General features: G+C 65.0%; 19 protein-coding genes. 9 read left to right on the plus strand and 10 right to left on the minus strand.

Going from position 1 to position 19375, the window contains the following annotated elements:
- The first annotated feature begins 159 nt into the window (after positions 1-159).
- The 3 genes from potA to FHT09_RS06380 are packed head-to-tail and all read left to right on the plus strand — an operon-like array spanning position 160 to position 3040.
- Positions 160-1290, plus strand: a complete 1131-nt coding sequence (gene potA / locus FHT09_RS06370; protein ID WP_104604853.1) for a polyamine ABC transporter ATP-binding protein — start codon at positions 160-162, stop codon at positions 1288-1290.
- Complete coding sequence (locus tag FHT09_RS06375) at positions 1287-2195, plus strand: ABC transporter permease subunit (RefSeq protein ID WP_104604851.1); 909 nt, start codon at positions 1287-1289, stop codon at positions 2193-2195. Before potA ends, FHT09_RS06375 begins: the two co-directional genes overlap by 4 nt.
- Positions 2192-3040, plus strand: coding sequence for an ABC transporter permease subunit (locus FHT09_RS06380; protein ID WP_104537063.1), 849 nt, complete (start codon positions 2192-2194; stop codon positions 3038-3040). Before FHT09_RS06375 ends, FHT09_RS06380 begins: the two co-directional genes overlap by 4 nt.
- A 156-nt stretch (positions 3041-3196) precedes the next feature.
- Here FHT09_RS06380 and FHT09_RS06385 read toward each other — a convergent pair whose 3' ends face one another.
- Positions 3197-3619 (minus strand): hypothetical protein, encoded by a 423-nt coding sequence (locus FHT09_RS06385; protein WP_104604849.1) that lies wholly within the window; start codon positions 3617-3619, stop codon positions 3197-3199.
- A 270-nt stretch (positions 3620-3889) separates the two neighbouring features.
- Between FHT09_RS06385 and FHT09_RS06390 the strand changes: the two genes are divergently transcribed.
- Positions 3890-5254, plus strand: a complete 1365-nt coding sequence (locus FHT09_RS06390; protein ID WP_104604847.1) for an NAD-dependent succinate-semialdehyde dehydrogenase — start codon at positions 3890-3892, stop codon at positions 5252-5254.
- Between the two features lie 177 nt (positions 5255-5431).
- On the opposite strand, the gene FHT09_RS06395 is transcribed toward FHT09_RS06390, so the two are convergent.
- The 9 genes from FHT09_RS06395 to FHT09_RS06435 form a co-directional block, all read right to left on the minus strand.
- A complete protein-coding gene (locus FHT09_RS06395; RefSeq protein ID WP_104604845.1) occupies positions 5432-6433 on the minus strand; it encodes a magnesium and cobalt transport protein CorA in 1002 nt (333 codons plus the stop codon).
- A gap of 14 nt (positions 6434-6447) precedes the next feature.
- Complete coding sequence (locus FHT09_RS06400; protein ID WP_104604843.1) at positions 6448-7716, minus strand: DUF4105 domain-containing protein; 1269 nt, start codon at positions 7714-7716, stop codon at positions 6448-6450.
- Positions 7713-8591: a transporter associated domain-containing protein gene (locus FHT09_RS06405; protein WP_104537073.1), complete on the minus strand. Its 879-nt coding sequence runs from the start codon at positions 8589-8591 to the stop codon at positions 7713-7715. The genes FHT09_RS06400 and FHT09_RS06405 overlap by 4 nt, the downstream gene beginning before the upstream one ends.
- 96 nt (positions 8592-8687) lie before the next feature.
- Positions 8688-9206: a hypothetical protein gene (locus tag FHT09_RS06410; RefSeq protein WP_104537075.1), complete on the minus strand. Its 519-nt coding sequence runs from the start codon at positions 9204-9206 to the stop codon at positions 8688-8690.
- Positions 9206-9691, minus strand: a complete 486-nt coding sequence (gene ybeY, locus FHT09_RS06415) for an rRNA maturation RNase YbeY (RefSeq protein ID WP_104537077.1) — start codon at positions 9689-9691, stop codon at positions 9206-9208. Before ybeY ends, FHT09_RS06410 begins: the two co-directional genes overlap by 1 nt.
- Positions 9692-9715: 24 nt before the next feature.
- The gene (locus FHT09_RS06420) at positions 9716-10270 is read right to left on the minus strand and encodes a hypothetical protein (RefSeq protein ID WP_104604841.1); all 555 of its coding nucleotides are present in this window, start codon (positions 10268-10270) and stop codon (positions 9716-9718) included.
- The gene (locus FHT09_RS06425) at positions 10267-11256 is read right to left on the minus strand and encodes a PhoH family protein (RefSeq protein ID WP_104604916.1); all 990 of its coding nucleotides are present in this window, start codon (positions 11254-11256) and stop codon (positions 10267-10269) included. Before FHT09_RS06425 ends, FHT09_RS06420 begins: the two co-directional genes overlap by 4 nt.
- Before the next feature lie 746 nt (positions 11257-12002).
- Complete coding sequence (gene miaB / locus FHT09_RS06430; protein WP_104537081.1) at positions 12003-13457, minus strand: tRNA (N6-isopentenyl adenosine(37)-C2)-methylthiotransferase MiaB; 1455 nt, start codon at positions 13455-13457, stop codon at positions 12003-12005.
- A 69-nt stretch (positions 13458-13526) separates the two neighbouring features.
- Complete coding sequence (locus FHT09_RS06435; protein WP_184416885.1) at positions 13527-14141, minus strand: glutathione S-transferase family protein; 615 nt, start codon at positions 14139-14141, stop codon at positions 13527-13529.
- 99 nt (positions 14142-14240) lie between these two features.
- On the opposite strand from FHT09_RS06435, the gene FHT09_RS06440 reads away from it, so the two are divergent.
- The 5 genes from FHT09_RS06440 (at position 14241) to FHT09_RS06460 (ending at position 19264) form a co-directional block, all read left to right on the plus strand.
- Positions 14241-15209 (plus strand): WYL domain-containing protein, encoded by a 969-nt coding sequence (locus tag FHT09_RS06440; RefSeq protein ID WP_104604839.1) that lies wholly within the window; start codon positions 14241-14243, stop codon positions 15207-15209.
- 49 nt (positions 15210-15258) lie between these two features.
- Complete coding sequence (locus tag FHT09_RS06445; RefSeq protein ID WP_104604837.1) at positions 15259-16245, plus strand: lytic transglycosylase domain-containing protein; 987 nt, start codon at positions 15259-15261, stop codon at positions 16243-16245.
- A 364-nt stretch (positions 16246-16609) separates the two neighbouring features.
- Positions 16610-17254 (plus strand): ubiquinol-cytochrome c reductase iron-sulfur subunit, encoded by a 645-nt coding sequence (gene petA, locus FHT09_RS06450; RefSeq protein ID WP_104537089.1) that lies wholly within the window; start codon positions 16610-16612, stop codon positions 17252-17254.
- Positions 17254-18513: a cytochrome bc complex cytochrome b subunit gene (locus FHT09_RS06455; RefSeq protein ID WP_104537091.1), complete on the plus strand. Its 1260-nt coding sequence runs from the start codon at positions 17254-17256 to the stop codon at positions 18511-18513. Before petA ends, FHT09_RS06455 begins: the two co-directional genes overlap by 1 nt.
- Positions 18506-19264, plus strand: coding sequence for a cytochrome c1 (locus FHT09_RS06460; RefSeq protein ID WP_104604835.1), 759 nt, complete (start codon positions 18506-18508; stop codon positions 19262-19264). The genes FHT09_RS06455 and FHT09_RS06460 overlap by 8 nt, the downstream gene beginning before the upstream one ends.
- Positions 19265-19375 lie beyond the last annotated feature (111 nt).

A 19375-nucleotide genomic window follows, 5' to 3' on the forward strand; every position in this document is an offset into this window, starting at 1 on the left:
CCGGTAGTCACCCGATGTGGCAGGTCGTCGCCGGTTTGCTGCAGACGATGCGCTTGAACTGAAAGGGACGGGTGCTGGATCTCGTATCGAGCACTGGCGGTGCCAGCGTCTGGAGGTGCACAGTCGTTGCTGGGCCATGCTTGGCCATCGAGAGGGTTCATGGCAGTTACCGAGGCCGCGCCGGCGCCGCTTTCTTGTGGCGACAACGCCTACTTGAGCATCAGCGAGGTCCGCAAGGAATTCGATGGCGTTGTCGCGGTCGACGAGGTCAGCCTGCAGATCCGCAAGGGCGAGATTTTCGCGCTGCTGGGCGGTTCGGGCAGCGGCAAGTCCACCTTGCTGCGCTGCCTGGCCGGTTTCGAGCGGCCGACCAAGGGCCGCATCGTGCTCGATGGCCAGCCGATCGACACGTTGCCGCCGTACGAGCGCCCGATCAACATGATGTTCCAGTCGTATGCGTTGTTTCCGCATATGAGCGTGGAGCAGAACATCGCCTTTGGGCTGAAGCAGGAAGCCTTGTCCAAGGCGGCGATCGCAGCGCGCGTGGGCCAGATGCTGGAGCTGGTGCAGCTTGGCAGCCTGGCCCGGCGCAAGCCGCATCAATTGTCCGGCGGGCAGCAGCAACGCGTGGCGTTGGCGCGCTCGCTGGCCAAGCGGCCCAAGCTGCTGCTGCTGGACGAACCGATGGGCGCGCTGGACAAGAAGCTGCGCGCGCAGATGCAGCTGGAACTGGTCAACATCATCGAGACCTCCGGCGTCACCTGCGTCATGGTCACCCATGATCAGGAAGAGGCCATGAGCATGGCTACCCGCATCGCATTGATGGACCAGGGTTGGATCCAGCAGGTCGGCACGCCAGACGAAATCTACGAGCAACCGGCCAACCGGTTCGCCGCCGAATTCATCGGCTCGGTCAATCTGATCGACGCAGTCATCGTCGAGGACAAGCCGGATTACGTTGGCCTGAAAGCGTCCGCCTTCGACGCCAGCATCCGGATCGGCCACGGCATCACCGGTTTCGAAGGGCAGGCGGTGACATTCGCGCTGCGCCCGGAAAAGCTCGTCATCGGCAAGGACGAGCCCGCCCAGGCCTGCAACAAGGCGCAGGGCGTGATCGAGGACATCGCCTATTTCGGCAGCCATTCGGTCTACCACGTGCGCCTGCCCGGCGGTTTCAAGCTGATGGCCAACTTCGCCAATCGTCAGCGCTGGGCCAGCGAAGCGCTGAGCTGGGGCGATGGCGTATGGCTGAGTTGGGGCGAGCACGATGGCGTGGTGCTTACCGCATGAGGCGCCGGATCCGCGCATTGCCGGTCGCGCGCTGGGGCGTGATCGCCGCCCCGTCTCTGTGGCTGCTGGTGTTCTTCGCCATCCCGTTCCTGATCGTGCTGAAGATCTCCTTCGCCGAGCGCGCCACCGCGATGCCGCCGTACACGCCGCTGTTCGCCGTTGCCGCCGATGGGGCGGTGAGCCTCAAGCTGCATCTGGGCAATTATCTGGTCATGCTGCGCGACAGCCAATACGTAGCGGCGTATGCGAGTTCGATCAGGATCGCGGCGCTGTCGACCGTGTTTGCGCTGTTGATCGGCTACCCGATGGCCTATGTGATCGCGCGTCTGCCGCTGGCCACGCGTAATATGGCGATGATGCTGGTGGTGCTGCCGTCGTGGACCTCGTTCCTGATCCGCGTCTACGCCTGGATCGGCATCCTCGACGGCAACGGCTTGCTCAATCAGGCGCTGCTGGCGCTGGGGGTGATCCGCCAGCCCTTGCAGTTGCTGTACACACCGCTCGCCGCCTACATCGGCATCGTGCACTGCTATCTGCCGTTCATGGTGCTGCCGGTGTATGCCAATCTGGTCAAGCACGATCGGCGCCTGCTCGAAGCGGCCTACGACCTGGGCGCGCGGCCGTGGCAGGCGTTCGTGCGCATCACCTTGCCGCTGTCGCGTAACGGCATCGTGGCCGGCTGCATGCTGGTGATGATTCCGGCGGTGGGCGAATTCGTGATTCCGGAAATGCTGGGCGGGCCGGACACCTTGATGATCGGCCGCGTGCTGTGGGGCGAGTTCTTCAACAATCGCGATTGGCCGGTGGCCGCTGCGGTGGCCACGGTGATGTTGCTGCTGTTGCTGGCGCCGATCGTGCTCTTCCACCGTTATCAGCAGCGCGAACTGGAAGGGCGGCTGACATGATGCGCGCCTCGCGCGGTGGTCGCGTGCTGGGTGGCAGTGTCCTCGCGCTGGGCTTCGGCTTTCTGTATCTGCCGATCCTGTTGCTGATGGTCTACTCGTTCAACGCCTCGCGCCTGGCGATGGTGTGGGGCGGCTTTTCCACGCACTGGTATGGCGAATTGCTGCGCGATCGCCAGTTGTTGGAGGCGGCCTGGGTCAGTCTGCAAGTCGCGTTCTGGACCGCCTGTGCATCGACGGTGCTGGGGACGATGGCGGCGCTGGCGATGGTGCGCATGCGGCGTTTCCCCGGCAAGACCCTGTTCGGCGCGTTGATCACCGCGCCGCTGGTGATGCCGGAAGTGATCATCGGCCTGTCGATCCTGTTGTTGCTGGTCTCGATGGGCGGTGTACTCGGGATCGCACCGCGCGGCGCGGTGGCGATCTGGGCGGCGCATGTCACCTTCACCGTCTCGTTCGTGACGGTGGTGATCTCCTCGCGCCTGCAGGAACTGGATCGCTCGCTGGAAGAGGCGGCGATGGATCTGGGCGCGACACCGCTGAAGGTGTTCTTGCTGATCACCTTGCCGATCATCGCCCCCGCATTGGCATCGGGCTGGCTGCTCGCGTTCACGCTGTCGCTGGACGACGTGGTGATCGCCAGCTTTCTGGCTGGGCCCAGTTCGACCACCTTGCCGATCAAGGTGTTTGCATCGGTGCGGCTGGGCATCAGCCCCAAGATCAACGCGCTTGCCACGCTGATGGTGCTGGCGGTGTCGATCGCCGCGGTGATCGGCTGGTGGCTGCTGGCGCGCGGCGAAAGACGCCGTCAGCGCGATGCGCAACTGGCGCTGCAGGCTGCTTCCTGAGCAGGCACCAACATGGGTGTGGCGAATGCATCGCAACAAGCGGAAGCCAGACAGCTGCGAACGCCGAAGTCACCGACATCTACGACCGCTGCAAGCCGATTGCGGACGTCTGCGGCGGTTATCGGACGCCGGGCTCGGCAGTTGGTTGGGCTGCTGTTACCTGGCCGGAGGCGTGTACCCGCTGTCCCAGGGCTGCGGCTTGGTCAGGTAGCACTGATACTCGGCGCTGATGTCGTAGCCCTGTTGCTCGACTCTGGGTTGTTCGTCGGCGCGATCCTTGTCCCTGTTCTTGCCGTTATTGTTACCGTCGTCCTTGGATTTCTGCTTGCTCGGATAGATCGTGACCATGTTCGGCGACGAGTGCGCGGTGACAAATTGGCGGATGGCAGTGTCCGAGCAGGCACGCAGTGCCTCTTCTTCGCAGGGTTGGCTGGGATTGGGCAGCGTGTTGGTGCAGCTCACGGTGACAAATCCGTTCGGGCCCGGACGCGGGCCGTGCAGGATGTCCTGCAGGACGGCGCATCCCGGCAGGCAGGCGCCGATGCCAAGTACAACTAGAACAATCAGATCCCGGCGCATCGTGGTGGTCTTCCGTGAATGGATGAAGCTGCCAAGTGCCGAATGCTAGAGCATTTTTGTGCGGTGGGATGGTCGGGACAGGGCAGGGCTGCTTTCATCAGCGTGTGCGGGTGCGTTGTTCCGGCTGCCAGCTAGCCGCTAGCCGTGCGATGGAGGTGCGGCATTGCGTCGCGGTGCGGGTAAACACAGCGTTGCAGCGATTTGCAGCGGTTGTGACGCGGCTGCAACTTTCCGGCGACTAGCATGGCGGGCCTGTAACAGGAGACCGTCATGTCCTACGACACCGTCAACCCGGCCAATGGCCAGGTCGAACATACCCAGCACACCCTGGACGCCGCCGCCATCGAGGCGCGTCTGGCTGCTTCCGCCAAGGCATTTCCGCAATGGGCGGCGCTGCCGTTGGCCGAGCGCGGCGCGCTGCTGCGCCGGGTCGGCGAAGAGCTGACCCGGCGGCGCGATGACCTGCAGCGCATCATGACCGCCGAGATGGGTAAGCTGCGCCACGAGGCGCTGGCCGAGGTGGACAAGTGCGCGCAGGGCTGCGCCTATTACGCCGAGCATGCAGCCGAGTATCTGGCACCGCGCGATATCCCGACCGAAGCGCAGTCCAGCTATGTGCGCTACGAACCGCTGGGCTGCGTGTTTGCGGTGATGCCGTGGAATTTTCCGCTGTGGCAGGCATTTCGTTTCCTCGCCCCGGGTCTGATGGCCGGCAATGTGGCGCTGCTCAAACACGCCAGCAACGTGCCGCGCTGCGCCGATGCGATGAAGGACGTGCTGGACGCCGCAGGTATTCCACCCGGCGTGTTCGACGTGCTGCATATCGACAACGACCAGGCCGCAGATGTGTTGCGTGACGAGCGCATCGCCGCGGTGACGCTGACCGGCAGCGAACGCGCCGGACGTTCGCTGGCTGCAAATGCGGGCGATCAGCTGAAGAAGTGCGTGATGGAACTCGGCGGCAGCGACGCGTTCGTGGTGCTGGAAGACGCCGATCTGGAGCACACCGTCGCCTCTGCCGTGCAGTCGCGTTTCGATAACAGCGGGCAGACCTGCATCGCCGCCAAGCGCTTCATCGTGGTGGACGCCATTGCCGATCAATTCATCGAACGCTTCGTGGCCGCCGCCTCCCAGCGCGTGCTCGGCGACCCGCAGCAGGAGGGCACCACGCTGGCGCCCATGGCCCGCGCGGATCTGCGCGACGAGTTGCACAAGCAGGTAGAAAACAGCGTGGAAAAGGGCGCCAAGGTACTGTTGGGCGGCGAACCGGTGCCCGGTTCGCATGCTGGCTATCCGGCCACCATTCTCGATCGTGTCGCCCCGGGCATGCCGGCCTATGAGGAGGAGTTCTTCGGCCCGGTTGCGTCGGTGATTCGCGTGCGGGATGAAGCGGAGGCGGTACGCGTGGCCAACGACACCAGCTTCGGCCTGGGCGGCAGCGTGTGGACCTCCGATGCCAAGCGCGGCGAACGCGTGGCGCAGCAATTGCAGTGCGGTGCGGCCTTCGTCAATTCGGTGGTCAAGAGCGACGTGCGGCTACCGTTCGGCGGCATCAAGCGCTCGGGCTTCGGCCGCGAGCTGGCCGAGCACGGCATCCACGAGTTTATGAATATCAAGACGATTTATGTGGCTTGAGTGCTGGGATTGGTGATTCGGGATTGGGGATTCGCAAAGTCCAGGGCATTTCCTTCTTCCCTCGGGAGAAGGTGCCCGAAGGGCGGATGAGGGTACGTGCAACACACGCGCCACCGTCAGGCGTCCTGCTCCAACCAATCCCGAATCCCCACTCCCGAATCCCGGCCGCAAAGCGGCCTACAACCACCGCGCTCGCTTGAACAGGCGATACAGTACCAGGCAGGAGGCGACCACGCCGGCTACCAGCAGTGGGTAGGCGTAAGATTTGTCCAGCTCGGGCATGTGGGTGAAGTTCATGCCGTACCAGCTGGTGATCAGGGTGGGGGCGGCCAGCAACGCGGCCCAGGCGCCCAGGCGTTTGACGGTTTCGCCCTGGGCCAGGGTGACCATCGACAGGTTGACGCTCAGTGCGGTGCCCAGCATTTCGCGCAAGGTGTCGATGGCGTCGTTGATGCGCACGGCGTGGTCGAGCACGTCGCGCAGGTAGATGCCGACTTCGTCGTGGATCAGCGAGCCGGGGTTGCGCTTGAGGTGCGAGAGCACATCCTGCAATGGCGCCACGACCAGCCGCATCTTGTTGAGTTCGCGCTTGAGCTCGTACAGGCGCACCACGGTTTCGCGCTTGTAGTCGTCGGCGAAGATGTCCTTTTCCAGACCTTCCAGCGTGTCGCGGAACTCGTCCATGATCGGCAGATAGTTGTCGACCACGAAGTCGAGCACGCCATACAGACAGAACGAGGCGCCCATGCGCAGCATGGCCGGTTCGCGTTCGACCCGATGCCGCACCGGCGTATACGACAGCGATGCGCCATGACGCACCGTCAACAGAAAGCGCGCGCCCAGAAACGCGTGGGTTTCGCCGTAGCGGATGCGCTCGTTGACAAGTTGCGCAGTGTTGACCACCACGAACAGTGAATTGCCGTAGCTCTCTGCCTTGGGGCGTTGGTGCGCCTTGAGCGCATCCTCGATGGCCAGATCGTGCAGGCCGAACTCATCCTGCAACTTGTGCAGCACCGATTCCTGCGGCTCGTACAGGCCGACCCAGACAAAACCATCCGGGCGCTGCAGCACGTCGCTGATCTGCTCCAGGCTGATGTCGTAACGCTTGCCGTCGGCGTCGTACCAGGCGCAGGTGATGACGCAGGAGGGGTTATCCGGATGGCGGCCGTGGTGGTTCATGGACGCATCCTGGATCAGCGCGTGCGGGCGGACAAGTCATGCCGCCGCAATGCAATCGCGAGCGCGGTGTGGATCGGCAGCAGCAGCAACACCCACTGCAGGTTGCCCTGCGCCTGGAACGACAGCCAGTGGATCAACAGCGCCAGCAATGCCGCGGCGGCGACCACCCAGCGCAGCACGTCGAACCAGCGCCCGGGCCGGCGCCCGCGCAGCACCGCAATGCCGCCCATCAACAGCAGCACGCAGAGCGGGTTCACCAGCAACAGGTTGCGATTGGCCCAGGCCGACTGATGCACGGTGAAGCCCCACAGATATACCAGCAAGCCGCCGCCGATCGCGCACAGCAGCCAATACGGCAGCGCGAAGGCGGCCAGCATGCGTTGCCGGCGACCGAGTGCAAGCACGCCGGCGGCGACGATCAGCCCGGCCAGCAACCATGGCCACCAATGGCGTTGCTGTTCGGCCGGCTCCGGTGCGATGCGATGCGGCAGCAGGATCTGCGTGGACTGCACCAGCGGGCGGCCGGCGCTGTTGTGCACCTGGGTCAGGCTGTCGGCCAGACGCATCGGCACGAACGCTTCCTCCCAGCGCGACAACGTGCGGTCCGCGTACGGCCCCAGGCCCAGATCGAAGCCCAGCCACATCCACGGGGCAGGGGAGGCCAGCCGCACCGCTTCGCTGCGGAAGGTATTGCCGCGCGAACGCCCGGCCAGTTGCGATTTCAACGCGCCACCCATCGCCCGGTCCAGCGTGTCGCGGACCATCGTGGCGCAGTTGGCCACGAAATAATCGTAGTGGTAGCGCGCGTTCTCGGGCTGGCTGCGGATCGCCAGCCCGTTAGCCAGCGCGCGCGCCTGGTCCGGCGGCAGATCCAGCCACTGGATGCTGACGCCGCGGCCGACCGCGCGGTATTGCTGCAGGTCCTCGTCCAGCGGCAACGCAACCAGGTAGTACATCATCTCGCCGCGCGCAAAGCGCGGGACGAAATCCGGCTCGCTTGGGTCGAAGAAGCCGAAGTTGTACGAGGTGGCCTGCCCGCTGACGGGATCGACCACCACGATGGCATCGTGACCGAAGCGCTCGAAGAACACTTCGCCCGGTTGCATGGTGACCACGCCGACCCGCGGTGCCGATGTTGCGGCTTGGGCAGGCGCCTGAGTGGGGGCCTGGGCAACGGCGGCAGGCGTTACCAGCAACGCCAGCAGCAGGACACAGGACACCGCCCAGCGCCGGACGCTGCCGCGGTCTGGCGCTGCAGCAGTCGCGCGGTACCAAGGGTTCAAGCGTCGTCCTGCGGGTCTGGCGGCAGAATGGTCACATGGAAGGCATGTACACGCCGCGCATCGGCCTTGGCCACACGGAAGGCAAAGCGTCCCAGCGTCAGCTCTTCGCCGGTTTCCGGCAGATGGCCGATCGCATCGGTGACCAGGCCGCCCACGGTGTCGTACTCGTCGTCCGGGAAGTCGGCAGCAAAGCGCTCGTTGAAGTCTTCGATCGGCGTCAGCGCATCGACCACATAGCGACCGTCGGCCTGGATGGCGATCAACGAATTCTCGTCTTCGGCATCGTCGTGCTCGTCGTCGATCTGGCCGACGATCTGCTCCAGCACGTCTTCGATGGTGACCAGCCCGGCGACACCGCCGTACTCGTCCACCACGATCGCCATGTGGTTGCGCGACAGCCGGAATTCCTTGAGCAGGACGTTGAGCTTCTTGGACTCGGGGATCAGCACCGCCGGGCGCAGCAGTTCGCGCACGTTGCCGGGGCCGTTGTCGGCGACCACGCCGCGCAACAAGTCCTTGGCCAGCAGGATGCCGAGCACTTCGTCCTTGTTCTCGCCATGCACCGGGAAGCGCGAATGGCCGGATTCCACCACCTGCTTCATCAGGTCGATGAAGCGCGCCTCCACCGGCAGCGAGACCATCTGCGAGCGCGAGATCATCACATCGCCCACGGTGAGTTCGGACACCGAGATCGCGCCTTCCATCATGCGCAAGGTGTCTGCGGCGATGAGGCCGTCCTGTTCGGCGGTCCGCAACAACGCGACCAGTTCATCGCGGGTATGGGGTTCGCCAGAGAAGGCAGCGCTCAGGCGCTCGAGCCAGCTACGGCGTTTTTCGGGTGTTTCTTGGGATTGGCTACTGTCGTCTTCGGACATCGTGACGTGGGACGGCACCCGGCAAACCAGGCGATAGCCGTCAGTCTAACAGGAAGCCGCCACGGCGCTGTGGACGGGGCGGGCGGACGCTGCGCTTCAGGGCAAGTCCAGGCTGTAGCCGCAACCGACCACGGTCTTGCCCGGATGCGACTTCACGTTGGAAACGCTGAGCACGATCGATTCGATCATGGCCTCGCCGGTCTTGGGGTTGGTGGTGTCTTCGCTGACCAGCTCGCGGCCGTACATGACTTTGTCGGCGTTATCCACGCCCGGTTCCAGGTTCAGCTGTCTGGCCAGCGGGCGCGGGTCGGGCAGATCCAGCAGCGCCATCACGCTGGCGCCGGAGAACGCGATGTGGGTGGTGCGGTGGCCGAACACGCTGATCGGCGTGTTGAGCGTGTACTCGGTCATGAACAGGTTGGCCTGGTCCAGCGGCGTCCAGCCCAGCGCCACCGCCTTGAGCGGGTCGGCAAGCACCGGCGCCAGCGCGTTGAAGTCGCCGATGCGCTGGCGGCATTCGATCAGGGCCGGCAGGTCGGGGCGTGCCGGCGGGGTCTGCGCGTCGGCGCCGGAGAAGACCAGCAACAGCAACGCGGTGGCGACGCAGGCCCGCATCAGCGCTCTCCCGCATATGGATCGTCGATCCCCAGATCGGTCAGGATGTCGCGTTCGAGTTGCTCCATCGCGTCGGCCTCCTTGTCGTCCTCGTGATCCCAGCCCAGCAGGTGCAGGGTCCCGTGCACGGTCAGATGGGCGTAATGCGCGGCCAGCGACTTGCCTTGTTCGGCGGCCTCGCGTGCCACCACCGGCGCACAGATCACCAGATCGCCGAGCAGCGGCATTTTGATGCCCTTGGGCAGGCCTTCGGGCAGCTCGGCCGGAAAGCTCAGCACATTGGTGGCGTAATCCTTGCCACGGTAATGGTGGTTGAGCGAGCAGCCTTCCTTTTCGTCGACAATCCGCACCGCCAGATCGGCCTCGCGGATGCGGCCCTTCAGCGCGGCCGCCACCCATTTGCGAAAACTCACCGCCGACGGTAGACCGGCGCGCGGCAGCGCATAACTGACAGCGACGTCGAGGCGGACAGGTCCACGGGTCATGGCGAGAGTTTCCTGGGCAGAGGGTCAGCGCGTGCAGGTGATCAGCAGTATCACCGCAGGCCCGTTGGCCACGCGGTAGCTCGAACTGCCGATCGGGCCGCGCCCGCAGCCGTGATTGTAGTCCCGCACCCGCAACCTTGAAACGAATCCTGGCTGGTCATGCAGCCAGACCGCAGCGATACCGCTTTCCAGGAGTCCGCCGACCAGCGACTGGCTTGAGCGGTGCGCGTGCTGAAGCGGTGAGCTTTCGCAGCCGCGTGCATCCGTGACCGTTCCCGGTAGATCGAGCAGCCAGCGCGCGCTGCGACCTTGCTGCCAAGCACTGAATCGTACGCGATCGTTCCCTGCCGGCATATCGCCGCGCGCCTGTTCCGCCAGCCTCTCCAAGTGCGCGGTTGGAATGCTGATGCTGGTTTGTTCGGCAGCCAGCGACACACAGGGGGGCGCCACCTGTGTCGCCGTGATCACATCGCGATCCACGGCCGGAATTCCCGGGAGCAGCGGCGCTTCGGTGGCCCCGAGCGATGCCGCCGCGACCAATCCGCTTGCCAACGTCAAGCTGACAAGGAATAGCCTCATTCAGCGTTGCTCTTGATCGCAGCGTCCTGCTGGTCGCGCTTTTCATACGCGGTGACGATGCGCTGCACCAGCGGGTGGCGCACCACGTCGCGTGCTTCGAAGAAGGTGAAGCTGGCGCCGTCCACGTCGCGCAATACCTCGATCGCATCGCGCAGGCCGGACTTGACGTGCTTTGGCAGGTCGATCTGGGTCAGGTCGCCGGTGACCACCGCGGTGGAGCCAAAGCCCAGGCGGGTCAGGAACATCTTCATCTGTTCGATGGTGGTGTTCTGCGCTTCGTCCAGGATCACGTAGGCATCGTTGAGCGTGCGGCCGCGCATATAGGCCAGCGGCGCGATCTCGATGACGTTCTTTTCCAGCAGCTTGACCACCTTTTCCACGCCAAGCATTTCGTAGAGCGCGTCGTAGAGCGGGCGCAGGTACGGGTCCACCTTCTGGCTGAGGTCGCCTGGGAGAAAGCCCAGCTTCTCGCCGGCTTCCACCGCCGGGCGCACCAGGATCAGGCGCTGTACGCGCGACTCGTTCAGGGCCTCCACCGCGCTGGCCACGGCCAGAAAGGTCTTACCGGTACCGGCCGGCCCGATGCCGAAATTGATGTCGTGCGTGGCGATCGCATGCAGGTACTTGGCCTGGTTGGCGCCGCGGCCACGCACGGTGCCGCGTTTGACCTTGATCGCCACGTCCTGGGCCACGTAGGAACGATCGACCACGTGCTCGACATTGGCATCGTTCAAGCGCAGATGGATCGCGTGGTTGTCGAAGGTGGTGGCGGCGGCTTCCTCGTACAGCGCGGCCAGCAGCGTCTGCGCGGCAGTGATCGCCGGCTCCGGGCCGGTGACGCGGAAGATGTTGCCGCGGTTGGCGATCTCCACGCCCAGCTTGAGTTCGATCTGGCGCAGGTGCGCGTCGAACGGGCCGGCCAGATTGGCCAGGCGCTCGGTGTCGTCGGGTTCCAGGGTGAAGTCGCGATGTGCAGGTGAGTTCATGGTCGGATCGGACCGCGCACGCATGCGCTGGTCGGTTGGGCGGCAGGCGAGGGTAGCGCGCAGCGTGTGATCCCACCAACACGCCCGGTTGCCGCAACCGGTACGGTCTGGCCGGCATGCGGCGGTCCGCGCGGTTTTTCCACAAGCGCTGTGGAGTCACGCATCACTAACCTGTGGATAAAAATCGTGGCGCCTACTCGCACAAGGTCCGGCAGGGGCATGGCGAAAAAATCACCACTGCGGTGGCGGTTGTCCACAAGCGGTGTGGATCGAATTCGGCAAAGCCTGTGGGTAAGTGTTCGGACGCCTTGTGCCGTAAGGCGTTGCAGACGATTGGTGAAATTTTGATCAATCGCCTTGCGTACTGTGTGTCGAGCGGAGTTGGTGTCGTTGCTGTGCGCGGTCACGATCATGCCCGGCGTATGCGAGTAATGCGCGCCGTTGTCGACCGAGACCGACCACGGCTCGGTAGCGCGCAGATGCTGGAGCGCCGATCGGCGAATGCAGTGCGGCAAGCACGCAAGCTGTGTGCTTGCCGAAGATCGAGGTGCGAGGCACGACGTGCATAACCTCAACGGAGTTGCCAGCGTGCTGCACGCATGCAGCTACACAAAGCAACGCAACAACGATGGCAGGCAGACGCAGCATCGCGTGCCCGGCCGCAGCGCTACGGAAGTAGTGACCAACCGGCGCGCACCCTCTGATCAGCATGCCGTGGTGCTACGTGCCGCAGCACCTATGGAGTATCAGCTTTCGCTGTCGTCCACCTGGATAAGACCACGCAGCGAATTGCTCATCGCCTCGGTGATCAATACATCGACAAAGTGCCCGATCAGGCGCGGGTTGCCGGGGAAATTCACCGGGCGCATGTTCTCGCTCTTGCCGGTCAATTCGTTCGGATCGCGCCGCGACGGGCCTTCCACCAGCACCCGTTGCACGCTGCCGACCATGGACTGCGAAATGCGCGTGGCATGCGCGTTGATCTGCGCCTGCAAACGCGCGAGCCGCGTCTGTTTGACCGCTTCCGGCGTGTCGTCCTGCAGGTCCGAGGCCGGCGTGCCGGGACGCCGCGAATACACGAACGAGAAACTCTGGTCGAAGCCCACGTCCTCGATCAGCTTCATGGTCTTTTCGAAATCCGCTTCGGTCTCGCCGGGAAAGCCGACGATGAAGTCCGAGCTGATCGAGATATCCGGACGCACCGCGCGTAGCTTGCGGATCTTGGATTTGAATTCCAGCGCGGTGTAGCCGCGCTTCATCGCCGACAGGATGCGGTCGCTGCCGGCCTGCACCGGCAGATGCAGATAATTGGCCAGCTGCGGCACGTCGCGGTACGCATCCACCAGCGAGTCGGAAAATTCCAGCGGATGCGAGGTGGTGAAACGGATACGGCCGATGCCCTCGATCTGCGCGATGGTGCGGATCAACAAGCCCAGATCCGCGTATTGCGCCGCTTCGCCGGCATCGGCGCCGTACGCGCCGCGATACGCATTGACGTTCTGGCCGAGCAGGTTGATCTCGCGCACGCCTTGCGCGGCCAGTTGCGCCACCTCCACCAGCACGTCCTCGAACGGGCGGCTGACTTCTTCGCCACGGGTGTAGGGCACCACGCAGAACGAGCAGTACTTGGAGCAGCCTTCCATGATCGACACGAATGCCGACGGGCCGTCGGCGCGCGGCTCGGGCAGGCGATCGAACTTCTCGATTTCCGGAAAGCTGATGTCCACCTGCGACTTGCCCGATTCGCGCCGCGCGCGGATCAGCTCCGGCAGGCGATGCAGGGTCTGCGGGCCGAACACCAGATCCACGTAGGGCGCGCGCTTGACGATGGCCTCGCCTTCCTGCGAGGCCACGCAGCCGCCCACCCCGATGATCACCGGCTTGCCGCCGGCCTTCAGCGCCTTCCAGCGGCCCAGCTGGCTGAACACCTTTTCCTGCGCCTTCTCGCGGATGGAGCAGGTATTGACCAGCACCACGTCGGCGTCTTCGGGGTTGTCGGTCAGCTCCAGGCCTTCGGAGGCGGCGAGCACGTCGGCCATCTTGGCCGAGTCGTACTCGTTCATCTGGCACCCGTGGGTCTTGATATAGAGCTTGCCGCGCACCACGGCAGGCGCCGACGGGCGGGCCACCGGCAGCGGCAACAGGGCGGGTGCGTCCACGGCGGTGGCCGCGGACAGGTCGGAAACGGATGTCCCGGGCATGGCGCTTATTCCAGGCGGGTAGAAGATAGCCGCGCAGTTTACCCGCTTGCGCCGGGTCCGTCCGCTTGGTCAGGGCTTGGCGTTGGTCGCCTCGGCGCGCGCGAACGCCGGCCGGTCGGCCATGCGGGCGATGTAGGCACGGGTGCCGGCAGGCGGGTCGATCAGGCCGAAATCGACCATCCAGCCTAGCGCGCCGCCCCACAGCACATCGGCCGCGCTGCAGCGCTGGCCCAGGAGATAGTCGCCCTTGGCCAGCTGCGCATCGATCACCTGCAGTACCGTGTCGCAATCGGCGTAGGGCGACATCGAGCGCGGCGGAGCCTCGCGTTTCATCGCACGGTCGATGATCGCCGGCTCGAATGCCGAGCCGTAGAAGGCCAGCCAGCGCAGGTAGGCGCCGCGATCGGCATCGCCCGGTGCCGGCGACAGACCGGCCTCCGGATACAACTCGGCCAGATACTGGTAGATCGCGCCTTGTTCGGTGACCACGCTGTCGCCGTGCCGGATTGCGGGAATCTTGCCCATCGGGTTGATCGCCAGGTACGCGGGCGCGAGTTGCTCGCCTTTTTCCAGATCGACGATCTGCAGGTCGTAACTGGCGCCGAGCTCTTCCAGCAGCACCAGCACGCCGCGCGAGCGCGAGCGGGGATTGTGAAACAGGGTGATATGGCGGTTGTCGGGCATGACAGGTTCCTTGGTGGATGCGGCAGGCGTAGAGACGAAGTGCCAGCGCAATCCTATCCAGCTATTGCGGACAGTTTCCGTCCGCAATACGGTAATGCGATGGCCTCGACCGCTGCCCGCTTGTTGCGTCTGCTTGCGCTGCTGCAGGGCGGACGCAGTTGGTCGGGCGTGGCGCTGGCCGAGCGCCTGGAACTGCATCCGCGCAGCGTGCGGCGCGCGATAGACCGCCTGCGCGAACTGGGCTACCCGGTGCATGCCGTGCCCGGCGCCGGTGGCGGCTACCGGCTGGGGCAGGGTGCAGCCGCCCTGCCGCTGTTGTTTGAAGAGGACGAGGCGCTGACGGTAGCGATCGCGCTGCGCGCAGCGGCCCCGGCGATACGCGGCATGGATGCGGCGGCGGCGCGGGTGCTGCGCAAGCTCGATCCGCTGTTGCCGCGACGCAGCGGCCAGCGTGCCAGTGCGGCGCATGCGGCCATGGCCAGTCTGCCGGTCACCGAGGAGGCGGGTGTCTTGGTGGATGCGGCGCTGCTGGCGCAACTGGCGAGCGCCTGCCGCGACCGGGTCACGCTGCGGCTTGACTATCGCCGTCACTCCGGCGCGTCGCTCGTGCGCTGCGTCGAGCCGGCCTTGCTGGTGAACTACGGGCGGCGCTGGTATCTGCTGGCCTGGGACTGCGAGCGCCAGGACTGGCGCACCTTGCGCGCCGACCGGATCGACCGGGCCAATGCGACCGGCGCGCAGTTCGCCGCGCGCGCATTGCCGGAGGAGCCACTGCAACTCCTGCGCAAGGCGATCGGCGAGTCGCCGTTCCCGTGCCGGGCCCGGGTACGCCTGCACGGCACGCTGGAGGCTCTCGCCGCACGCATCCCGCCCTGGCTGGGCGCGCTGGAAGCCGACGGGCCGGCGCATTGCTGGCTGGGCCTGGGCGCGCCGAGCATGTCGGCGCTGGCCGCCAACCTGCTGCTGCTCGACCTGCCGTTCGATGCGATCTCCCCGGAGACCGTGCGCGCGCCCCTGACCCAGGCGCTGAACACGTTGCGGACGCGGCTGGAGCCACTGGCCGGATAATCGCGGCGGCCACTTGGCAATCCCCGGCCAAGCTGGGACACTCCGCCGCATGAAGGGGATGTCAAGATTGCTGGGGCTGTTACTCGTCACGTTGCCGGCAGCGCCGGTCTGCGCCGGCACCTTGTACAAGTGTGTCAGCGGCGACGGAATCACCAGCTACCTGAGCAAGCGCCAGAGTGGCGCGACCTGCAGCGTCATCAGCAGCTATACCCCGGACCGATCCGCACGCCGCGCGCCGCCAGCCATGGCCGGCCGGACGCCGGGCATGGGCGCCGGCCCGGCGCGTGCCAGCACCTCGATCGACAGTGGCGCGCCGGCCACCATCATCAGTCAGCCGGTTGGCCAGGCGCCACGTCGCGCCGCCGAGGTCGCCTCGGCAGTGATGCCGCGCGCGATGCCGGTGGCGGAGACCTCGGTCGTGCAGGCGCCTGCCACCGCGGTCAATCCGCGCCGGGTGGTCAGCGGACAGGTCTATTCGTATATGAAGGACGGCGTGCGTCACTACACCAGTGCGCGCCCGCGTCAGGTCGCCAGCATCGAAGGCCTGCGCACCATCCATTACAGCTTCATCGAAACCTGTTACGCCTGCGCGGCCAAGCCCGGCGTCAATTTCGGCGCGATCCGGCTCAACACCAACGCCTATCAGCAGGAAATCACCGAGGCCGCGCGCGAGTTCGGGGTCGAGGAAGCGATCGTGCGCGCCATCATCCATGCCGAGTCGGCCTATAACCCGCTGGCACTGAGTCGGGCCGGCGCGCAGGGTCTGATGCAGTTGATGCCCGGCACCGCGCGCCGCTTCGGGGTCAGCGATGCCTATGATGCAACGCAAAATATTCGCGGTGGCGTGCAATATCTTTCGTGGTTGCTGAAGCGCTTCAACGGCGATCTCACGCTCGCCGCCGCCGGCTACAACGCGGGCGAGGGCGCGGTGGATCGCTATGGTGGCGTGCCGCCTTACAGCGAGACCCAGCGCTACGTCCAACGCGTCGGCCTGCTGGCCGGACGCTATCGTGGGCAGACAGCCGCTGCCAACTGAGCTGCGTGCCTTGCGCCTATTTGCGCGCGCTGCGGCCTGCTTTGACAGTCACGTGCCGAGGCTAATGTCATGCGGCTACCACTCCGCAGAGGCGGCCACTACGCCGGCGCGATGCTGCAGCATGCTTGCAACTGACGCCGATCTTTTTGTCGGCACTGCGTCACAGCGGTCCGCCCTGGGTGAGGCTGGCGCATGATGCGGTCGACACGCGCATGCAGCCGGTGTTTGCACTGCGACGGTTCGACTGCGTACATTGCGTTGTCTGTGCATTAAGCGTTCCGCTACACTGCGGTCGATTCATCGCGGCTGGACCCCCGCCAGCCGTTGGCAGCCTCACGCTACCTAATCAAGATCGGAGAGCCGGATGGCCAACGATGGGGTTAACGCACCTGCTGATACCGGGCGTCGTCGGTTCCTGACCGCGACAACGGCCGTGGTCGGTGCGGTCGGAGCAGGATTTGTCGCGGTTCCGTTCGTGAAGTCGTGGAATCCCAGCGCACGCGCCAAGTTGGCCGGTGCCCCGGTGACCGCCGACATCAGTGCCTTGCAGGAAGGGCAACGCCTGGTTCTGGAATGGCGCGGCCAGCCCATCTGGATCGTCAAGCGCTCCAAGGCGATGCTCGACGCACTGCCTTCGCTGGATGACCGGCTCAAGGATCCCAAGTCCGAGAACAAGGACCAGCAGCCGGACTACGTACTGAAGAACCCCGAGTACCGCTCGATCAAGTCCGACATCTCGGTACTGGTCGGGCTGTGCACGCATCTGGGCTGCTCGCCGGAAATGGTCGCCGAAATCCGCCCCGAGCCCTACGACCCGCAGTGGAAAGGCGGCTATTTCTGCCCCTGCCACAAGTCGCGCTTCGACATGTCCGGCCGCGTCTTCGACGGCGTGCCGGCGCCGATCAATCTGCTGGTGCCCCCACACCACTACGTGGACGACAACACCCTGGTGATCGGCGTCGATCCCGATGGTGCCGGTAGGTCGGCCAACAGCACGGGGGCTGCCTGATGAGCAATATCCTGGTCCGTACCGCCAACGGTGTGTTCGATTGGGTCAACGAACGCGCGCCCGGGCTGATGCCCATGTACCGCAAGCACGTCAGCGAGTACTACGCGCCGAAGAACTTCAACCTTTGGTACTACTTCGGCTCGCTGGCCATCGTGGTGCTGGTCAACCAGATCGTCACCGGCATCTTCCTGACGATGCACTACAAGACCAGCGCCGCCGATGCGTTCGCCTCGATCGAATACATCATGCGCGACGTGGAGTGGGGCTGGCTGATCCGCTACATGCACAGCACCGGCGCCTCGCTGTTCTTCATCGTGGTGTATCTGCACATGTTCCGCGGGCTGATGTACGGCAGCTACCAGAAGCCGCGCGAGCTGGTGTGGATTCTCGGCATGCTGATCTACCTGGTGCTGATGGCCGAAGCCTTCATGGGCTATGTGCTGCCGTGGGGGCAGATGTCGTTCTGGGGCGCGAAGGTGATCATCTCCCTGTTCGGTGCCATCCCCGTGATCGGCAACGGGCTGACCGAATGGATCATGGGCGACTATCTGCCCGGCGATGCCACGCTCAACCGCTTCTTCGCGCTGCACGTGATCGCACTTCCATTGGTGCTGTTGTTGCTGATCGTGCTGCACATCGGCGCGCTGCACGAAGTGGGCTCCAACAATCCCGATGGCGTGGAGATCAAGAAGGGTCCGAAGGGCAACCGCTGGGACGCGCACAAGCCGGCCGACGGCATCCCGTTCCATCCGTACTACACGGTCAAGGATCTGGTCGGGGTTGGCTTTTTGCTATTGATCGCAGCCTTCATCATCTTCTTCGCGCCGGCGTTCGGCGGCCTGTTCCTGGAGCACGACAACTTCACCGAGGCCAATCGCCTGGTGACCCCGGAGCACATCAAGCCGGTCTGGTACTACACGCCGTATTACGCAATGTTGCGGGTGGTCCCCAACAAGCTCGGTGGCGTGCTGGTGATGTTCTCGGCGATCGCGATCCTGTTCCTGGTGCCGTGGCTGGATCGGGCCAAGGTGCGCTCGATCCGCTACCGCGGCTGGATCTCCAAGGCCGCGCTCGGCGTGCTGGTGGTGTGCTTCGTGTGGCTGGGCGTGATCGGCTCCGGTCCTGGCACCGACGCACACGAAACCTATGTCGGGCGCGTGCTGACCTTCCTGTACTTCGCCTTCTTCATCACCATGCCGGTGTGGACGCGGCTGGACAAGACCAAGCCGGTGCCCGAGCGAGTGACCACCCATGACTAATTCCAACGCGAGGTCATGGACGTCGCGCGTGGCGGCCCTGCTGTGCGGGCTGACCCTGGCCGCAGGGGCGCTGGCAGCCGAAGGCGGGAAGGTGCAGCAGGCCGGCAACGACCTGAGCGACCGTGCCTCGCTGCAGCGTGGCGCGCAGTTGTTCATGAACTACTGCTCCGGCTGCCATTCGCTGAAGTATCTGCGCTATTCGCGCATGGCCAGCGATCTGGGCTTGAGCGAAGCGGAGGTCATGGCCAACCTCAACTTCACCGGCGCCAAGATCGGCGAGCACATCGAAGGCACCATGCCGCACGATGCCGCAGCCAAGTGGTTTGGCAAGGCGCCGCCGGATCTGACCTTGATCGCACGCGTGCGTGGCACCGACTGGGTCTATACCTATCTCAAGTCGTTCTATCTGGATCAGACCCGCCCCCTGGGCTGGAACAACCAGCTGTTTCCGAATGCCTCCATGCCCAACCCACTGTGGGAGCTGCAAGGCCTGCAGCAGGCGCAGTTCGGCCCGCCCGACAAGGCGACCGGCGACAAGCCGGTGCAGGCGCTCAAACTCGGTCAGCCAGGGCGACAGACGCCGGTCGAGTTCGATCAGACGGTGCGCGATATCGCCAACTTCCTCGAGTACGCCGGCGAACCGGCTGCCCTGAAGCGACAGAGCATGGGAGTGTGGGTGATCCTGTTCCTGGCCTTGCTTACCTTCATGGCCTATCTGCTGAAGAAGGAATACTGGAAAGACGTGCATTGACCGATCTGCAGGCTGGTCATCGGCTGCAAGAGCGCACCGACCCGGCATGCGAACCGTGTGTCGCCTGCGGCGCAGCGATCGCTTGGCCCCAACCCTTGCGCTCAGCTCTAT

The sequence above is a fragment of the Xanthomonas sp. CFBP 8152 genome (genome assembly GCF_014199025.1).
In the GTDB taxonomy this organism is placed as follows: Bacteria; Pseudomonadota; Gammaproteobacteria; order Xanthomonadales; family Xanthomonadaceae; genus Xanthomonas; species Xanthomonas arboricola_B.